This window comes from Ferrimicrobium acidiphilum DSM 19497 (genome assembly GCF_000949255.1).
Lineage (GTDB): Bacteria > Actinomycetota > Acidimicrobiia > Acidimicrobiales > Acidimicrobiaceae > Ferrimicrobium > Ferrimicrobium acidiphilum.
Map to the genome: position 1 here is coordinate 1 of NZ_JXUW01000029.1, position 18,069 is coordinate 18,069.

At 56.6% G+C, this 18,069-nt stretch carries 17 protein-coding genes; 7 read left to right on the top strand and 10 right to left on the bottom strand.

The annotated features are described in order from the left end of the window. The coding region (locus tag FEAC_RS11575) for an ATP-binding protein (protein WP_052566305.1) at positions 1-498 on the top strand (498 nt) is incomplete at its 5' end. A 602-nt stretch (positions 499-1,100) separates the two neighbouring features. Here FEAC_RS11575 and FEAC_RS11585 read toward each other — a convergent pair. The 3 genes from FEAC_RS11585 to FEAC_RS11595 all read right to left on the bottom strand — a co-directional run bounded on the left by FEAC_RS11585 (position 1,101) and on the right by FEAC_RS11595 (position 5,806). Beyond that, a complete protein-coding gene (locus FEAC_RS11585) occupies positions 1,101-1,382 on the bottom strand; it encodes a recombinase family protein (RefSeq protein ID WP_081901164.1) in 282 nt (93 codons plus the stop codon). A 165-nt stretch (positions 1,383-1,547) separates the two neighbouring features. Then, a complete protein-coding gene (locus FEAC_RS11590) occupies positions 1,548-1,901 on the bottom strand; it encodes an ATPase, T2SS/T4P/T4SS family (protein WP_160290392.1) in 354 nt (117 codons plus the stop codon). Between the two features lie 35 nt (positions 1,902-1,936). Continuing rightward, entirely contained in the window at positions 1,937-5,806 is a 3,870-nt protein-coding gene (locus FEAC_RS11595; RefSeq protein ID WP_035390375.1) for a multifunctional oxoglutarate decarboxylase/oxoglutarate dehydrogenase thiamine pyrophosphate-binding subunit/dihydrolipoyllysine-residue succinyltransferase subunit, read from the bottom strand. 198 nt (positions 5,807-6,004) lie between these two features. Between FEAC_RS11595 and FEAC_RS11600 the strand changes: the two genes are divergently transcribed. Further along, a complete protein-coding gene (locus tag FEAC_RS11600) occupies positions 6,005-7,318 on the top strand; it encodes an EAL domain-containing protein (RefSeq protein ID WP_081901165.1) in 1,314 nt (437 codons plus the stop codon). 27 nt (positions 7,319-7,345) lie between these two features. On the opposite strand, the gene FEAC_RS11605 is transcribed toward FEAC_RS11600, so the two are convergent. Next, positions 7,346-7,900: a shikimate kinase gene (locus FEAC_RS11605; protein WP_052566309.1), complete on the bottom strand. Its 555-nt coding sequence runs from the start codon at positions 7,898-7,900 to the stop codon at positions 7,346-7,348. A 209-nt stretch (positions 7,901-8,109) separates the two neighbouring features. On the opposite strand from FEAC_RS11605, the gene FEAC_RS14845 reads away from it, so the two are divergent. From FEAC_RS14845 to FEAC_RS11615, 3 genes are all read left to right on the top strand, one after another. Further along, positions 8,110-8,286 (top strand): DUF1059 domain-containing protein, encoded by a 177-nt coding sequence (locus FEAC_RS14845; protein WP_081901166.1) that lies wholly within the window; start codon positions 8,110-8,112, stop codon positions 8,284-8,286. A gap of 328 nt (positions 8,287-8,614) precedes the next feature. Then, entirely contained in the window at positions 8,615-9,046 is a 432-nt protein-coding gene (gene fabZ, locus FEAC_RS11610; RefSeq protein ID WP_035390376.1) for a 3-hydroxyacyl-ACP dehydratase FabZ, read from the top strand. Position 9,047: 1 nt separating this feature from the next. After that, positions 9,048-9,803: an exodeoxyribonuclease III gene (locus FEAC_RS11615; protein ID WP_035390377.1), complete on the top strand. Its 756-nt coding sequence runs from the start codon at positions 9,048-9,050 to the stop codon at positions 9,801-9,803. A gap of 8 nt (positions 9,804-9,811) precedes the next feature. Here the strand turns inward: FEAC_RS11615 and FEAC_RS11620 are convergent, their stop codons facing one another. From FEAC_RS11620 to FEAC_RS11630, 3 genes are read right to left on the bottom strand one after another with little or no spacing between them, the layout of a single operon-like run. Next, positions 9,812-11,662, bottom strand: coding sequence for an ATP-dependent helicase (locus FEAC_RS11620; protein ID WP_035390378.1), 1,851 nt, complete (start codon positions 11,660-11,662; stop codon positions 9,812-9,814). 3 nt (positions 11,663-11,665) lie between these two features. Further along, positions 11,666-13,036: a radical SAM protein gene (locus FEAC_RS11625; protein WP_152623224.1), complete on the bottom strand. Its 1,371-nt coding sequence runs from the start codon at positions 13,034-13,036 to the stop codon at positions 11,666-11,668. Next, positions 13,029-14,243, bottom strand: a complete 1,215-nt coding sequence (locus tag FEAC_RS11630; protein ID WP_052566311.1) for an ATP-grasp domain-containing protein — start codon at positions 14,241-14,243, stop codon at positions 13,029-13,031. The genes FEAC_RS11625 and FEAC_RS11630 overlap by 8 nt, the downstream gene beginning before the upstream one ends. A gap of 136 nt (positions 14,244-14,379) precedes the next feature. Here FEAC_RS11630 and FEAC_RS11635 point away from each other — a divergent pair, with 136 nt between their 5' ends. Next, positions 14,380-14,997 (top strand): NifU family protein, encoded by a 618-nt coding sequence (locus tag FEAC_RS11635; RefSeq protein ID WP_052566312.1) that lies wholly within the window; start codon positions 14,380-14,382, stop codon positions 14,995-14,997. A gap of 302 nt (positions 14,998-15,299) precedes the next feature. On the opposite strand, the gene FEAC_RS11640 is transcribed toward FEAC_RS11635, so the two are convergent. Further along, a complete protein-coding gene (locus FEAC_RS11640) occupies positions 15,300-15,854 on the bottom strand; it encodes a YceI family protein (RefSeq protein WP_035390380.1) in 555 nt (184 codons plus the stop codon). Between the two features lie 71 nt (positions 15,855-15,925). On the opposite strand from FEAC_RS11640, the gene FEAC_RS11645 reads away from it, so the two are divergent. Further along, the gene (locus FEAC_RS11645; protein WP_052566313.1) at positions 15,926-16,381 is read left to right on the top strand and encodes a MarR family winged helix-turn-helix transcriptional regulator; all 456 of its coding nucleotides are present in this window, start codon (positions 15,926-15,928) and stop codon (positions 16,379-16,381) included. Between the two features lie 245 nt (positions 16,382-16,626). Here FEAC_RS11645 and FEAC_RS11650 read toward each other — a convergent pair whose 3' ends face one another. Both FEAC_RS11650 and FEAC_RS14850 read right to left on the bottom strand, forming a co-directional pair. Then, a complete protein-coding gene (locus FEAC_RS11650) occupies positions 16,627-17,379 on the bottom strand; it encodes a tyrosine-protein phosphatase (RefSeq protein ID WP_160290393.1) in 753 nt (250 codons plus the stop codon). 91 nt (positions 17,380-17,470) lie between these two features. Beyond that, entirely contained in the window at positions 17,471-18,007 is a 537-nt protein-coding gene (locus FEAC_RS14850) for a type IV pilin protein (RefSeq protein ID WP_081901168.1), read from the bottom strand. Positions 18,008-18,069: the final 62 nt, after the last annotated feature.

Consider the following 18,069-nt stretch of genomic DNA (forward strand, 5'->3'; position numbering starts at 1 on the left):
ACCCCGAGAGGACTGGAGCGTTCGATGATCATGGGCTTTAGCTCATCTCACTGGGTAGATGCACACCAGAACATTCTGGTCACCGGTCCAACTGGAATAGGTAAGAGTTACCTTGGGTGTGCACTTGCCTACGCTGGGATTCGATCTGGCCATAGTGCACTGTACCGGAGGGCACCAGCTCTCTTTGCGGATCTAGCCATCGCCAGAGGTGATGGAAGGTATCTGAAGGTACTCGGGAGCCTTTCACGTGCTGAGATACTAGTCATAGACGATTTCGGACTCACACCACTCACAGGGAGCGAACCCTCGGACCTATTGGAAGTATTGGAGGATCGATCTGAACGCAAGTCGACCATCGTCACCTCACAGCTTCCCGTTGACTCCTGGCATGAGGCACTTGGGGATCCGACGCTCTCTGATGCAGTCCTCGATCGTCTCCTGTGTAACGCTCACGTTATCCAGATGAACGGGGCCTCCATGAGGACAAAGAAGTCATGAGTGTGAGCAGCCCAGAACAAACCCAGGAGCCATTACGTAACGTTACGAAACCATCGTTGTCAAGGATCTGCGAGGGGCCGGGATGCACCCAGATACTGGACCAACAACCGAGAGGAAGACCAGCACGGTACTGCTCGGCCGCTTGTCGTATGGCTGCTCATCGACGACGAAAGAGAGGACCGGTCACAGCAGAGGTGCACTTTGGTTCCGCTAGTACAAGAAATCGAAGCGAGGAGCGGTCGTGGATGGTCAAGCTACGTCGCGACAACGACGAACTGATCGTTGTCATCGGTCAGAGCAGAGATGGTGCGCAGTGTCTCGCTAGTCGGCCCAACGATTTTCTCAACTGAGGATACAACCATCCAAGATGGAGTAGAATTCCGACCTTTGGGGTGCACATAAATCAATCGAAAAGGAGCCAATTCTCGACCCATCAGATATACACTTCAAACAGTCCGTCTCGCGTCCTCTAGGGGGTGGCAAACTTCAGCGAGAACAGGTGGCAGATTTCGCAGGAATGCGCACTCTTCAAAGGTTGAGTCTTCGCTAGCGTTGATAACGATTACCTCAACGCCGAAGTGCTCACAAGGGGAGAACACCAGTTACGATCCAACACGAAGCAGTCTGTCCTTATGGCTGAGCACCAGTCGCCCAACCTCGCCAGAACGGATCCGAGATACGAGCGGCTTTAGTTCTCGTTTGTGATGGTTGAGTCCTGACCCTAGATCAGAGATGACCTCGTAGGTCCATCCGTTCGCAGCGCAATAACTCTCTAACAAAGCTACCTGGCGAACCAAGTCGTCCTTCTGTCCGTTGGTTGACACACGAGCATAAGCAATGGTGGTCCTGGTAGATGGAGTCTTATGAGGTGCAATAGCGCGCAGTTTTGAGAGGTCATAACGCCTTCTACCTCCTTAGAGTGCGCACAGGAGGATCAATACGTCCCTCTGTTTCCCATCTCCGTAGCGTCATGGGGTGAACTTAGAGTTCCTGTGCTGCTACTCCAATGGGAAGTAACCTTGTCGTATAGACATTATGGTAAAGTTCAGTCAAGAGTGCTTAAATTGACGGTAGCTGTTATGTAGCCCCGTTACAAACCGACGTTCTTGGGTTGAGCTCCTAACCACCTGGCAATGGACGATAAAGCGCAAGTTCTGCCCCAGGTACTCCCAGGCAACACTGCGGTCGTAGTAAGAGGAGAGCAACTGTGCCACGCGAGTGACGGTATCGGCCACACTTTGGGCGTGCAAGGTTGCCAATGCACCAGATTGCCCTGTTTGAAGCGCGTTGATGAATGTCAACATGCTCTCGGGATCGGCCAACTCTCCAATGATCATTCGGCGCACGTCTTCTTGTAGTCCCCACTTAAAGATCTCATCGAAAGGAATTGAACCGACCCCCACAACACCTTTGTAGCTGTTTGCTGTTTGGCCCGCCATTAGCTCAGTGGCTTTGAAACGGCGCGTTCTAGAATGTCACCTTGTTCGAGCGCGTGCATGGCGGCCGATCCAGTCGCAGGAGATCCGGTGGCGACACGGGAGACGTGCACCAACCGAAGCCGATGTTCCCCGGCCCGATGCAGGCGTGCATGGGCGAAAGGCCAGGCTCCCATGTTCTCAGGCTCCTCTTGGAGCCAGACGAGCTCGGTCGCTGAAGGATAGCTCTCGATTAGTTCGGCTATCTCGCGCTCTGGCCATGGATAGAGCTGTTCCACGCGAACAACCGCAGTCGGCACCGTGGTCGTTCGATCCCGTTGTGCGAGCGCCTCATATCCGATCTTGCCTGAACATAGGACGATGCGCCTAACGTCAAACCGACCGGATTTGTTCGGGGCCCAAGCTGGGTCGTCTAGGAGCGGGCGGAAGCTGCCTTCGGTGAACTCCTCGACTGGGCTCCTCGACTGCTTGGCACGAAGCAGTGACTTCGGCGTGAGGATGATCAAAGGCCGCTGCGCTTGCCGTGCTACCTGGGCTCTCAGCAGATGAAACAGCTGAGCCGAGGTGGTTGGATTTGCAATCGTCATATTTGGGCCCGCGGCTAGCGAGAGAAATCGTTCAAGCCTGGCCGATGAGTGCTCTGGGCCCTGCCCCTCGTAACCATGAGGAAGCATCAGCGTTAGCCCTGACTCCTGCTTCCACTTATCGTGAGCTGCTGCTATAAATTGATCGATGACGATCTGTGCACCGTTGGCAAAGTCACCGAACTGTGCCTCCCAGATGGTGAGTGCCTGCTTATGGATCAGCGAATAGCCGTACTCGAAGGCCATCGCTGCGTATTCAGAGAGCGAGGAGTCGTAGATCATGAAGCGACCGGCCGTCCCGGAGCTGGGCGCACCCTCGTCATCGCGGATGGATGCGAGTGGTTGATAGGTGGCGCCAGTCTGATAGTCGTAGAGGGCGGCGTGACGATGTGAGAACGTGCCGCGTCTGCTGTCTTGCCCAGAGAGGCGTACGTCATGCCCGTCGAGCATGATGGTCGCAAAAGCGAAGGCCTCGCCTAGGGCCCAATCGACCTCGCCATCGGCGTAGAGCTCCGCCCGGCTTTGGAACTGTCTGGCGAGCTTGGGGTGTAAGGTGAAGCCTTCGGGGGTCCTGTTGAGCACCTCGACGGTATAGTCAAGCCGTTCCCGGGTCACGGCAGTCGGTACGCTTTGCACCTGTACATTTTGTGGCGGAGGCGCCGGTAGGTCTGTTGGTTTAGGTGGCGCAGCCTCTCTGGTCTCGACCAATGCCTGTTGTAGCCGCGCTAAATAGGCATCGAGAGCCTGCTCGCCCTCTTCTTCGGTGATCGCTTTCGAGCGCACTAGGCGTTCTAGGTAGAGCTTGCGTACCGAAGGTAGCGAGTCGATGACCCGATACATCACCGGCTGCGTGTAGCTTGGCTCATCCCCCTCATTGTGTCCATGCCGACGATAACAGATCATATCTACGACGATGTCCTTGTGGAAGGCTTCACGATAGTCCATTGCGATCTGGGCTGCTCTTAGCACGGCTTCCGGATCATCTCCGTTGACATGGATTATCGGAGCCTGAATCATCTTGGCGATATCACTGGCATAGACCGACGAGCGAGCTTCGTTTGGGTTGGTTGTAAAACCTACCTGGTTGTTGATGACCAGGTGAATCGTGCCCCCGGTACGATAGCCGGGCAGCTGGGAGAGGTTGAGCGTCTCGGCTACCACGCCTTGACCGGCGAAGGAGGCATCACCGTGCACCAAGATACCGAGCACGGCGAACTCAAACAGGTTGCCTCTCAGGTCTTGGGTGGCCCTGACCATGCCCTCGACCACGCCGTCCACTGCCTCAAGGTGGGAGGGGTTTGAGGCTAGCGTGATAGGAACAGCGGTCCCATCAGGGGTGTAATAGGTTCCTTCAAAGCCCTTGTGGTACTTCACGTCACCAGAACCCTGTACCGATGAAGGGTCGAGGTTGCCCTCGAACTCCTCGAAGATCATGCGGTACGATTTTCCAACTATGTTGGCTAGGACGTTTAGCCGCCCTCGGTGAGCCATGCCGAGCACCGCAGAGGTGACCGATCCACGCACCCCTTCGTTCAGGACCTCAGTAAGGAAAACAATGGCGCTTTCGGCGCCTTCGAGACCGAAGCGCTTTTGTCCGATGTAACGAGTCGAGAGGAACTTCTCGAAGGCTTCAGCGTCGTTGAGCGTGGTAAGCATACGAAGCTGGTCTTCCTTGCTCGCACCAACGTGGATACCCTCGACACGATTCTGTATCCAGTGCTTCTCCTCGGGATTCTGGATGTGCATGTACTCGTATCCAAGTGATCCACAATAACTGTCGCGAAGAAGCTGTAGAATTTCGGCCAGAGTCAGCTCGGTGCTGTCAGCTAGGCCGTCGGTCAAAAACACTCGGCTTAGATCCCACAGGGTGAGACCGTAGGTCTCTGGATCTAGTTCCGGACTCATCGTTGGCTTGATGAGGTTGAGCGGATCCAGGCGCGCCAAGAGGTGACCACGTACCCGATAGTTGTTGATAAGCGTTTGGACATGGATCTGCTTAACAGCACGCTCAGAGGCCTCACCACCAAAGGAGCCACGATCTGGAGACCATATGGCCGGCGGGTAGGCTACACCAAGCGAATCAAAGATCTCCTGATAGAAGTTCTCCTTGCCCTCCAAGAGAGCAGCAGCGTCGGCGAGGAACTGGCCAGATTCCGCACCTTGAATAATGCGGTGGTCGTAGGTGGAGGTCAGCGTGACAGTCTTCGAGATACCGAGTTCGCCTAGCGTTCGAGGGTCAGCGGCACCAAACTCTGCCGGGTATCCGATAGCCCCAACACCGATGATCGCGCCCTGGCCGTTCATTAGACGTGGAATCGAGTGTTCGGTTCCTATTGTTCCTGGGTTGGTAACGCTGACTGAGGCGCCTTGGAAGTCGTCGACAGTAGCCCTATTCTCACGGACCTTGGCGATCAACTGGTCGTAGGCCGCTATGAACTCGGCGAATGTCTTAGTGTCGATATCTTTTAGAACTGGAACCATGAGTGTCCGTTGTCCGTCACGCCTCACGATATCAACTGCTACTCCAAGGCTGACGTGTTCGTAAGTGCGAAGCGATGCAGCTGATCCGTCGTGAGCAGGGACGAAACTGGCGTTCATACGCGGATGCTTGCTGAGTGATTTGATGATCGCCCAGGTGATGAGGTGGCCAAAGCTGATCTTGGGGCGCCCCTCGCGGCTGAGTTGATTATTTATGATGGATCGGTTGATCTCGAGTGCCTTTGCAGGAACGGCACGAACGCTGGTGGCGGTCGGCAATAGAAGCGATTGATCCATGTTGCGGGCGAGCGCGAGTGCAGCCCCACGTAGTGGACTTAGCGTGGTGTCGTTGGCCTCGGCTGGGGGGAGCGTCTTGGCTTTGGGTTCGGCCGGGGCTGGGGTCGCTGGCGCAGATGCCGGTTGAGCTTGAGCGGAGGCTTCTGCTGTCGCACCGGTGGCAACTGGCGGCTGAGGTTGCCCCTCGGCACTACTGGCAGAGTTTGCGGGCTGAGGAGTGGAAGCCCTGAAGGACTGGGTCGATGTCGGCGGTTGGGCCGGAGGCACGTCGCTAGCGTGGTTGGTCGGCATCGTCGATCCATCAGACCGGGCTAACGGATCCTTGGCGGAGTATCCCTCGGTGGCTACGGCATCGGTCACCGTGCTATTGGCGAATCGTGGTTCGATGTTGCGACTCTTGAAGTACTGTTGCCAGCTGGATGGGACAGAGTCGGGGTTATCTCGATAGTTGTCGAGCATCTCTTCGACAAGCCAATCGTTCGGTCCAAAGTCGGTTTCAAAGGTATCTGCCACGCCTTGTTAGTCTAGTCATCTTTCCTGGTCGATGAAAACTCGAGCGAAGTCTGGATCGGTGGGGTTCGGGAGCCTCTGAAGTTTCGTAGCGACGCTGCTGTCATCGGTCATCGGTGGCGGCAGGCATATCCTCAACTTAAAGGCGGCTCTATCGGCGTTCGGGTCAAGTATTTCCTCGCGTACGTCGAAGCTCTAAGGATGGGTAAAGGAAGACCGCGTTTTGGCGTGATCGATGGATTGGACACAGTCAGGAACATCGAAGACACGCGACAGGATGTACTCAAAATGCGGGAATACGTCCGTGAAATTTTGACCGGCGAGCGCTCTTTTTCGATGCGCTTCCAGTCGATTGCGAACGTCTTTGGTCCCAGGGTGGTTGGTTACGAGATGTTGACTCGGTTTGATCTTCCCACAAACATTGGTCCAGATCAGATCTTTCTAGAGGCTGATGCCATCGGACTCGGAGCCGAGCTGGAGGCGCTGATCTTGGCTAGGGCCTTTAAGGAGAGACGTCGAGTTCCTCGTGATTGCTTTGTCACCGTGAACGTCAGTCCCCATCTACTCGGTCAGCCGATATTGCGATCCGTATTTGATCGGGATCTGAGCGGAGTGGTGGTGGAGCTCACCGAGCACGTACGCATCGTCGACATAGATGCGCTTCGCGACTCCTTGACCTGGTTGCGGGCGCGTGGTGCCCTCATAGCCATGGACGATGCGGGATCAGGCTACGCCGGACTTCAGATGATTACCCAAGTCCGTCCAGATATCGTGAAGCTGGATCGTGAGCTGGTAAGCGGTATCGATACCGATGAGGTGAAGGCGCTCATATGTGCATCCTTCGGAGATTTTGTCGGACGGCTGAACGGATGGCTGCTTGCAGAGGGAGTGGAGACTCAAGCTGAGTTGGCACGAGTCGTCCAGATCGGTGTTCCACTGGTGCAGGGGTGGGTGATCGGCCGTCCAACACTTCAACCAGAACCGTTGCGAGCCGATCTAGCCGAGTGGTTGCGCTCCTACGGGGAGTCGAGGCAGATTCGACTTGACTGCTTGACCATTTTGATGGATCCGGTGCTGATTGAGACCGAGACCTCCCAGCCAACATCGGACGAAAGCACGCCCGATGTCGCCATCAGATCCGGGGAGACGCCCGCTGATGCATTGGTTGCCGACGCCGCGATGGCGAATACCGCAATCTGTGTGGTCAGCCCAAATCGCGATATCAGACGCGTCCTCTTGCCTGACAGCAGTGGGGTGCGTGTGCTTGCTATGAGCATGGTGGCACACCCGGAGGAGGGGATACGGGAGGTAGCAGTCCGAGCTATCAACCGTCCAATCGAGACGCGCTTTGATCCCATTGTCTGTGTAAACGAGAACCGGGAGCCAGTCGGGATCATTCGCATGGAGAGGATCATCAACTTTCTTGCCGACGTCTTTGCCGACGGTGGCTCCATTGTCGAGGGAGTTGGTCTTGTCGACGGAGTTGGCAACGCCTGCTCCATCAAGGATAGCTGACGCCCTTACTCTGTTAACTAGTTGATTTCAGGACTGATCGAAGCTGGCGGGGAGTTCAGCAAGTACCCTTGCCAGGGTTACGGTCGGGAGTTCGTCGTGTGCCTCGAGGATCAATGAGGCGGTGGATCGGTAGATTGGCTCCCTGAGGGCTAGCAGCTCGTCGAGTTGCGCCGATCGAGCAAGAGGCCTATCGCTCGGGTTGGCTATGCGTGCTCTTGCCGTCTCCGCTGTGATCTCTAGGTAGATCATGTAGGTCGAACACAGTAGCAGTCGCGTACCTGGGTGCATCAGCGAACCACCTCCGAGCGCGAGCACCGTGCACGGTTGACTTGCGACTGAGGCGATCGCTTGGTGTTCTAGATCGCGAAATCTCGCCTCGCCCTCGTGGGCAAATAGGTCAGCTATCCGCCGACCGGTGGCAGCCTCGATCAGGCTATCGCTGTCGTAGAAAGGTACGCCGAGGTGCCTTGCCAGCAGAGCGCCAAGCGTACTCTTACCTGCTCCCATAAAGCCGGTAAGCACGATCTGGGGCCAGTGCGGCCGGCCTTGGATGTCGATATCTGTGCCATTTATGGTGGTCATAACTGCTGATAAGCCTATGGGTAGCTGCTGGGATTCTATGTAGCCAGTCGCTAGCTTGGATCTGGTTGAAACGGATTTGAGGTCGATAAAGGTTTAAAAAGAGTCAAGTGAGACCTCCGTTGAACCGAAAGCTTGATTTACCGAGAGGTGGTAGCGCCAATAGGTGCCAAAATAAGTGGTTACAGTTAGAGAGTGGAGAGTGTGGCACGATGAAGCGATTTGCATGTGGAGATGTTGTGACTGGTTGTACCTGGACGATGCAGGTGAGCGACGAGGCCGATCTGATGGCACTCATCGCCGATCATGTTGCAGTGGCCCACGGTATTGCTACGATTGATGATGAGTTAGTCGCGGTGGTGCGAGAACACATCCAACTCGTGAGCTAACTACTGCCGGTCGTGGCGTTAACGCCTGACTAGGTGGGTACTTGGTAGCGACATCCTCCTCGCCCTTACAGACGGGGTTTGCGCTTCCGTTCGATCAAGTGCGCCCATGCTTTGGTGCGCCCATGCTTTGGTGCGGAGATGATTCCGAGAGTCGGTCATGGTGGCTGTCTCCTAGGAGATGGTGGACGATTACCTCGGCGGTTCTGACGCCGACCGCTGCTAGATTAAGCTGCCGACAGCAGTGGATGTCGTGAGCCTGCGATCGGGGCAGAGATGACTGAGATTGCAGAGAGTGATCGGACCTAAGTCGGGAGGAGTATAGGCGACGATGACAACGCACGATCCACGGGAGTTCATTCCACACCGTCCCCCCTTTTTGCTAGTAGATACGATTACCGAACTTCAACCTGGAGTATCGGGTCGTGGCAGTTACGCGGTGCCACACGATCTCGCGATTCTCGCCGGCCATTTTCCGGACAACCCGATCTTGCCTGGCGTCTATCAGGTTGAGGCGATCGCCCAGATGGGGGCAGCCGTCGTTTTGAGCGATGAGCGCTACGCCGGGTCTCTCCCGCTCTTTGGCGGTATCGACCGTGCTCGCTTTCGACGCGTAGTTCGACCAGGGGACGTACTCGAGCTCAGCATCGAGATGACGAGTCTCTCTGCCCGCGCCGGCAAAGGTCAGGGACGTGCAACCGTCGGTGGGGATCTATGCGCCGACATCAGCCTGTTCTTTATCATTGCGCCAGCTGGTTCCTAGGATGCGGTTCGCGACCTGGAATGTCAACTCGCTGCGCGCAAGACGGGACCTAGTTGCTCTCTGGCTCAATGAACACCAACCTGACGTACTCTGTCTTCAAGAGACCAAGGTTAAAGATGCCGACTTTCCCGAAGAGCTCTTCGAAGAGAACGGTTACCATGTTGCCCATTGGGGGGTTTCGAGTTGGAACGGGGTCGCTATCGCGGCTCGGCAACCGCTCGACAACCTTATCCTCGGAGTGGTCGACGACTCTGAGGAGGCACGTTGTATCGCGGCAGATATCGATGGAATCCGGGTATTCTCGGTCTACGTCCCAAATGGCCGTGCTCTCGGGGACCCTCACTACAGCTACAAGCTTGAGTGGCTCGAGGCGCTCCGAGCGCGCTTGAGTGATGAGATTCAGCGTCGACCGCTGCTGGTTGCGGGAGACTTTAATATTGCGCCGACCGACGACGATGTCTATGATCGAGCCGCCCTCGAAGGGGCAACGCACGTGAGTGAGCCCGAGCGTTTGGCGTTGCAGAGGCTGCTTGACCTGGGTCTGGTCGACTGTGGAGCTAGTGCAGAGGACACTGACTCGAACTTCACTTGGTGGGACTATCGCCAAGGAGCCTTTCGACGCGGAATGGGCATGCGGATCGACCTGGTATTGGCCTCTCGGTCACTGTCTGGCGAGATGTGTTCATTTCAGGTTGATCGGCTCACTCGTGCTGCCCCAAAGCCATCCGATCATGCACCGGTCATCGTAGAGTTTTAGCGCTGCTATCACCCGACTCTAGCGAGTTCGGCAAACAAGCGGTCGGCCAGCTCGGGTGATTCGGCTAGCAATGGCGTCGTTACCATGGCCAGCAGTGACTCCTTGTCAGATGGGCGAATGCGAGCAAGCTTGCGAAGATCAGCATCGGAGAGGATGAGGTAGGAGGCTAGCCTCCGTTCTTTTGCAACCGCCACTCGCCAGCGATCCAGGCGGGTGGCTAGCGATGGGGCACCATGGGAGCGAATGCTCTGGGTAGGGGCGTTCTCTTCTCCTCGACCAAGATGTGCTAGTAGAGACGATGGAGCAAGGCTCGGCTTCGACCAGGATATGAGCAGAGAGTCCGTCGCTCGAGTCATCGCAACGTACAAGAGCCGACGTTCTTCGGCAAGCGCATCGACGGGGAGTCCACGGCGAGACGGGTAGCTTTTGTCGCCGATACCAACGAGGTGAACGTGGTGCCACTGGAGGCCCTTTGCGCGATGGAAGGTAGTAACACTGACGGCGTCAACCCCTCTGACCTGGAGACCGCGAAGGAGCTCCTCGAGCGCGAGGTAGTCCGCGATCGGATCCTGTCTTCTTAGTTCTGTAGCTACCTCGAGCAGTATCCGTTGGTTGGCTGCTCGCTCGGGCGATGTGGAGTTCAACGCCTCCTCGACCATGTCGCAGATCTCGGTGATCTGGAGGCGTTCGGTCTTTGCCGTTCGCATCAGCGCGATCACCTCAGGGGCGGACGCCAAAGGAGTAAGCCCGAGGATGCTATGGGGGATGTCGAGTCGACGCAACGCCTCCTCAATCGGCGCGAGTTGACGAATCGTTCGGGCGAGCGTTGCCATCGATGAGTATGGAACGCCGCGGTAGTGCAACTCCGCTATCCGCCGTGCTGCGAGTTGAGCCTCGGCAGCCACGGAGTCGGTGGCTAGAAGTTCCGGGGCTTGACCTCCTTGCCGATGAGCCTGGACTCGCCCAAGCAGTTGGTGGTCGGCTACTGGGTTGGCCGCCGCCACTAGTGCTGCAGTGCTGCGATAGTTGGTGGAGAGAGCCACTCTAGTTAGTGTTGGAATCCGGGTAGCGAGGCTGGTCATCAGCGCCGGATCGGATCCATTCCATCCATAGATGGACTGATTGGGATCGCCTACCACAGTTAGCCCAGAGAGATCGGTCCCCATCCATTGCTCGATCAGTCGAAGCTGGAGCGGATTGACATCCTGGAACTCGTCGATGTAGACCCAACGGGCTTGTAGCCGGAGTGCCTCTCCGACGCCGTCGTTGCGCGCAACTAGCTCGGTGGCGATCCTCAAAACATCAGTGAGGTCCATCAGCCGCTGTCGTGATTTTGCGCGCTCCAGCGTCGAGCACACCGAGATGAGTTCGTGTGGGTTTGGTATCGAGACTAGGTCTGGGTTCTCTTGAAGACTGGTCAGATCATGGCCACGGGCTCGCAGACGCTCGATCTCGGCGAACACTACCCGTCTGCGAGCCTCCGAGAGTTTGAATCCGAGATCGCCAAGGAGACCATTTGAGTCGCCGATGAGACGAGGAACTGGTCGACCAAGCATGGCGGAGCCTTCGCGCACGAGTCCGAGTGCGAGTGAGTGAAAGGTTCCACACTGTGGAGGTGGGCCATCAAGCAGTCGGTATAGGCGGCGCGAGACCTCCCAGGCGGCGGCGCGAGTGAAGCTGATCGCAACCGATTGGGTGCCTCGAGTGGTTTGCGTCGCGATCTGGTAGGCGATTCGGTGGGTCAGAACACGAGTCTTGCCAGACCCTGCTGCCGCCACTATTAGAAGTGGTGCTTTGGCGATCACCGCCTCTCGTTGTTGGCTACTTAGGCCCTCAAGCAGGAGGTCGGCGTTAGCCATTGGCTAGTGGGATTTCGCCGGGGCCGCGCAACAGAACCAAGGTTCGCTCATGACGACCGGACTTGGGGCTACGACGCTGGGGTAACGAGAGTCTGGAACTGGCAACCCATTGGCTTCGTAGACGGCAGCTGCGATGTCGGCAAAAGTCGTGCCAAAGCTCTCATCACCTGCATCGGAGGCGATTCGATAGAGGCGGTCGCGTAGCACCGGTAGCCGATCATCTCGGTAACTCACGGTGTAGCCCATTACCTCGGCATCATATGGCCCAAAGTCGCGATCATTGATGGAGAGCAGAGAGTTCGTGGGTGTTAGGAGTTCGATCGAGTATTGGATCGGTTCTACCACCTCGATTGCGTCGGAGTCGATGATGAACTCGACGATGTCTACGAGATCGTGCAGCGTACTCCATGGAGTGAATGGGACAAATGTCGGATGCATGCCGATGCCATTGGCGTAGAGCAGGTCACGAGCAAGGGTCACGTCGCCGGCGACGTGACCCTTGTCGAGATGAGAGAGGACGTCATCGTTTAGGCTCTCGACCGCTGAGATGATGAAGTTAACGTGGCTAGCGGCCAACTCTGGAATCAGGTCTCGATGTCGGAGAATCTCTGAGATTTTGGTGGTAATATCAAAGGTCACCCAGCGTGCCTTCTCCGCTAGCGTCTTGATTATCTTGAGCGAGTGCTTGGGCGCATTTAGGAAGTCAGGATCACCAAAGCTGAGGTGGCTGGCGCCGGCCTCGATCTGTGCGAGACCATCCGCGATCACCGATTCAGCGTCGTTGATAGCGATTCTGCCGTTCCAGACGGCGGCAACAGGGCAGTGAAGGCAGCGGTGACGACAACCAATAGAGGTCTCCAAGTAGCCGGTGACGTGATCGACCGCATTGATTTTGACGCTTCGGTAGCTTTCAAGTGGCATGAGTGCCGAACGATTCACACGATAGGCTCGGCGGCTGGTGGCGCTTCTTGTTCCCGGTTGGCCGATGGCCGAAGCCGGCTGTAGGAGAGTAGCTATGTCGGTGGCGCTCGCGCGATCGAGCCAAACTGCCGGTGGCGGAGTTCGGAGCGACTCCTTAAGGACGTTGGCGTAGAGTCCGACGACTATGAGTTGACGCTCACGCTCATCGTGCTCAAGCGATGCGAGTAGATCGCGGGCTACCAACGCACCGGTCAGCATCGGCGCCGTTAGTATCACCTGGTCAGCGTGGTTGAGGACATCTAGCGCTTGACTGAAAGGAACCTTAGACATGTCGAGCACCTGAAGGGATCCATCGCCGAGCTCGGCGGCGAGCTCAGCCGCAAGCTGTGGCTGATGGCCGAGTTCGTAAGTTGAGATAAAGAGTGCAGACATGTCTGCCAGTCTACTAGCCACCCTCGATCACGATGGTGAGAAGGGCGCTTGCACGCTGCAAGGCACGCAGTGTACCAGCTTGACCAGGTGCTTCGGCGAAGATGAACCCGAGGTAGCGATCGGTAAGCGGTGGTGGGTATACCATGGTTCCCGTGCTCACGGTTATCTCGACTCCGGTGACCCCTGGGACCGAACGGGCCTGATCTAGGCCGTTGACTTCGCGAAGGATACCCCTAGCGGGAGTTGGAATCATATAGATCCCAACTGCTCGGTTTCTCTGCTTGATCTCGCCTCTGTCCCCGAGGGCACGGGCCAAGATAAGGTCTTCCAGACGTTGACCGTCACCGAACTTGATCGCCGCTGAGCAACGACCGCCAATGGAGCGGGGAGCGATCTCAAGGATGACCGCTCGTCCCTCAGATAGTCGCAGTTCGGCATGAACAGGTGTGTTGGTAAGACCAAGGGCTCTAGCGCCACGCTCGACAGCATTGATAAGCTCTCGTCGTGCCTTGGCGGAGACCTTGGCTGGCCCTAGATAGGTCGACTCCCAGAAGTAGGGTCCCTCACCTATATCCGGCTTGGCAAAGATCATTAGAACCTCGAGTTGATCGCCGTTCAGGATCCCCTCGACAGCGAACTCGGGACCCTCAACGTAGCTCTCTAGCAGCAGGGGAGCAGATGGTTCCTGGATCTCTCGAAGTGGATCAATATCGTCGATCAAGTTGGCAGCATTCACCCGAATGACGCCGCGAGAAGCGGTCTGGCGAGTCGGCTTTACAATGAAGCTCCCCCCAAAATTGGCGACGAGTGCATCAATCTCCGTGGCCTTCAGGTTATTGAGATCGTGCAGCGTTGTGACTAGGAACTTCGGTTGGCCGAGTTCAGCCCTCATCAGCGTGGTTCGTAAAGCCACCTTGTCGACCGAGCGCTCGACAGCCTCGGCTTTACCGATAGTAAGCCCGAGCTGATCGCTCAAGCTGGCCGCAAGCCGGGTGGAGACCTCGTCAACGCCGATGATCAACGTTGCGCCGAGACCAAAGAGGTAATCAATGAGCCGCTGGATCTCGTCATCCGGCGGCATCATGCTGCTGACATGTACCGTCTGGTCCCCGAGGGGCAGTTGAGCATTGGTTAGCAGGGTGAGTTGCTGGGCTGCTCGCGCTCCCGCCTGCAAAAAGGCATCTGCGCGATAGCTTTCAGCTGGCACGACGAGGACGATATGTTGCATGTGTCTAGAATGGTACTACGTACGGTGACGTTTGCGGCAAACTGATGTGGCTATTCGTCTTGGCATCAACAACGATGCCAAAGGGAGGCCGCTTGGTTGTTAGGAGTTCACTTCAACGAAGTGAGGAATGAGAGTTATGAGCGATTTTCGTGTAACCGATGTGGCGGTAGAGGTAGTCCTTGAGGCGTTGGCTGACGAAGGTCAGACCGATGCGCTGGCGCTTTGGATCGAGGTTGCTGGGAACGATGGAGCCTCCTTCATGTATGACGTCTATTTCCAGGAGCTTGCACAAGCCGATCCCGATGATCTGCATCTTCACTTTGGCGAGTTGAATGTAGTAATTCCCAAGACCTCGATTGCTCAACTCAACGGTGCGACACTCGAGGTTGGTGGCGATGGAGAGCTCGCGATCACCAACCCAAATACACCGACGCCTGAGGCCTCCGATCTGCCTGACCTTGGGCCAGAGGCGCTTGCAAATGATCTCGCCTTACGAGTCAACGCCATTCTGGAGGAGCAAGTGAACCCAGCCATCGCAGCACATGGTGGCTATGCAGAGCTGGTGGGGGTAGTTGATGCCCGCGCTTACGTGCTTATGGGCGGGGGTTGCCAGGGTTGCGGATTGGCGGCGATGACTCTTTCGCAGGGCATAGCGACCGCAATTCAAGAGGCTGTGCCTGAGATCGTCGACATAGTCGACGTGACCAACCACGCGGCAGGGAACAATCCGTACTACCAGCCAGCGAAGAAGTAGGGCAGCAGGACAGAGCACGCGTGTCTAATTGGTAGTTCTGGTTTTCCCGCGGTGCTCGACCACAAACCGATCGAGTGGAGGATTGTCTTCGTCGCCGATTTAACGCACATCACAAAGAGGGGCCATTCCGTACTCGTAATACGGAATGGCCCCTTGCTTTGCGTTGGTTGCGCACCGATTCTCACCATTAGAGCGGCTTAACACCAGCCCCAACAGGAGCTATTGTGCTGCGTTGGCTAAGCAATACCGGTTTGACCCAGCTTTAGCTGGACCAAGAACAGGCCGGCGGCAGCAGTCGCTGGTTACGCCTTGACCAGTTCGACCTCGAGATTGATGGTGACCTTATCTCCGACAACGACTCCACCGCCGTCTACTGCAGCATTCCACTCGATGCCAAACTCCTTGCGCGATAGTTCTCCGGTTGCGCTGAATCCTGTGCGCACACCGCCGTAGGGATCGGGCTGGGTACCGTTGAACTCGAGATCGAGTTCGATAGGCTTGGTAATCCCACGGATCGTTAGGTTCCCGACCAGCTTCCAGTCGTCGCCGTTGGGGCGGATAGCCGTAGATACGAAGTCAATCGTCGGGTACTTGTCGGACTCGAAGAAGTCAGCGCTCTTTAGGTGGTTGTCCCGGGCCTCGTCTCGGGTTGTGATCGAAGCCGCTTCGATGGATGCAGACACAGAACTCTTGGTGACGTCCTCGTCGATGGTGATGTTGGCGGTGAACTTCTCGAAGTGGCCGCGGACCTTAGAAACCATGAGGTGTCGAACCGTGAATTCTACGCTCGAGTGAGATGCGTCGAGATTCCAAACCCCTGCTTCTATTCCAAGATCTTTTGCTGACGTGCTTGCCATGTCTTCTTCCTTTCATTGGTCGGTTAAACTAAAGTCAAGTGTAGACGAAATAATTGCGGGTGCAACCAAATATGCAGGAATGTGCTAGTTCAAAGGTAAAAACGGCGACGCTTGGCGCCTTTAGGTCTCTGTTAGGCGCGCATGCGCGCCTGCTGTGGCAGCTCGATCTTGAGCTCAATGCGAGCCATGGCTTGAGTTTTGCTGATTTTGAGGTTTTGTTGCACCTCTATTCGGCCGAAGGAGGAGAGCTTCGCCTCTCCGAACTCGCGGAGCTTGCGTTAGTTTCACGAAGCGCACTTTCGAGACGGATCGACTCTCTGGTGGGCCAAGGGTGGGTATCTCGGCGTAGTTGCCCCACCGATCGCCGTGGCACCTTTGCGGTTCTCACTGAGACCGGCAGAATGAAGGTCGATGAGTCGGTGGTCACCCACGATGCAGTTTTGACCCGCATGCTGAGTAAGCGCCTCGGTGACGAAGATTTGGGCACATTGCAGAAGATGCTTGACGAGGTAGTCGATCGAGAGTGAAGCGTCACCGCGACTGACCTGGCTTAAGTGTTGATGGTGCGGAACCCAGTTCCCTTGCACCCTGGTGACGGCGAGGCTACAGCGCTCGTCTTCAGGGGGGCTGGTGTAAAGCCGTTTTGATCACCAAAGATCCACGGCTACTCTCATCTGCTTCGAATTGGCGATGGGCCGACCTTCAACTATAGGCAGGAGTGGCAGGCGGTCGACAACCCAAATCTGTCGACAACCTAGATCTAGAGTCAGCGCTAGCGTGGTCGCTCAGGTGCGGTAAACGCGTACTTAAACCGCTCGAGATCGCCTCTATCTAGGCCAATTTCGACGAGATAGTCGCCGACCGATCCGTAGTTCTCATCGATAAATTCGAGAGTCGCTAGCGCGGTGGCCGGGGTCGAGCCGATGACACTTTGGGGTAGATCCCTCCAACTGACTGGGTCGAGCTCTGGATCGTTGGAGGCAAGGACACCGCGAAGCGCATGTTCGGTCAGCGCGTAGTCGGCTGCGATCAGGTCGTTGGATACATGGGCCAAGGAGAGGGTTAACATCGCTACGATCCCGGTTCTGTCCTTGCCAGCCGCACAATGAAAAAGCAGAGGCCAGTTGTCTGGATTCACAATGGTTGATATCGCTTCGCGAAGCGAGTGAGGCTGGCTGATCAGGATTGCGCGGTAGACCTTGGCTAGGTAGTCTGGCTGCGCTCGATCGAGATCGGAGCCCAAGGAGACGTCAAGCAGTGGAAGGTGAAGGAGGCGTTGCCCGTCGCTGGTCTCAACGAACCCCTGGTCTTGGCGCTCTTGTTGAGATCGCAGGTCGATGATCGTAGTGAGATGCAGGCTTTGAAAGAGGTCTTCTCTTGATTCGGCGGAGAGCCGAAAGAACGCCTCTGAACGAAAGAGGATGCCGCTTCGAGTGATGCGTCCGTCAGTGGTCGAGTAGCCACCGAGGTCACGAAGGTTGTAGAGGCCGTCCCAGGGGAGGAACTGGGTGGGTAGATCGGTCATGGGTCCCATGCTAGAGGCCGACCCCTCACAATGAGAGGGGTCGGCCCAATTGATCTAACGCTACTTGCAGTCTCAGCGAGCTAAGCCCCGATTACCAGCCAGCGGCGGTAGCTGAGCTATGGAAGCCGTTGCTTAGCGGTGTTGCCGAGCAGCTAGGCGCGCTGGTTGATCCGTTGCCAAAGTAGTAGGTTCCCGCAGTGGTCGTGCTGGTACTGGTAGCGACGTCCTCGACCCCGAAGTAGGTACCTGACGATGACTGTTCCCAGAGGCAGACAAAGGCAGGAGTAGTGGCCGTGCTGGCAGTCGCCGCAACGGTAACGGCGGCGGGTGTGGTCGTTCCCGAAGCTGAAGTAGTCGAAGTCAGCTCCTTGGTATAGGCCGGGTCTAGCTTGACCAGACCGGTGGCATTCACATAGTTTTGCCCATTGGTGTATGCGACCGACTCCGAGGTTAAGAGGTTGCGCAGATCTGTCTCTGCCGCCTTGTTCTGGGCCGAGGTTCGCGCTCCGAGAAAGGTCGGGATCGCGATCGCGGCGAGAATGCCCATGATCAAGATCACAACCATCAACTCGATGAGTGTGAATCCCGAGTCATCACTTCTTGTCAATTTCCGATAGGTCTGAGACATCCTTTTCTCCTTGCTGGCTCTCAAGTTCTCAATGCCGGTTATCCGGCACTCACTTTGCTTCG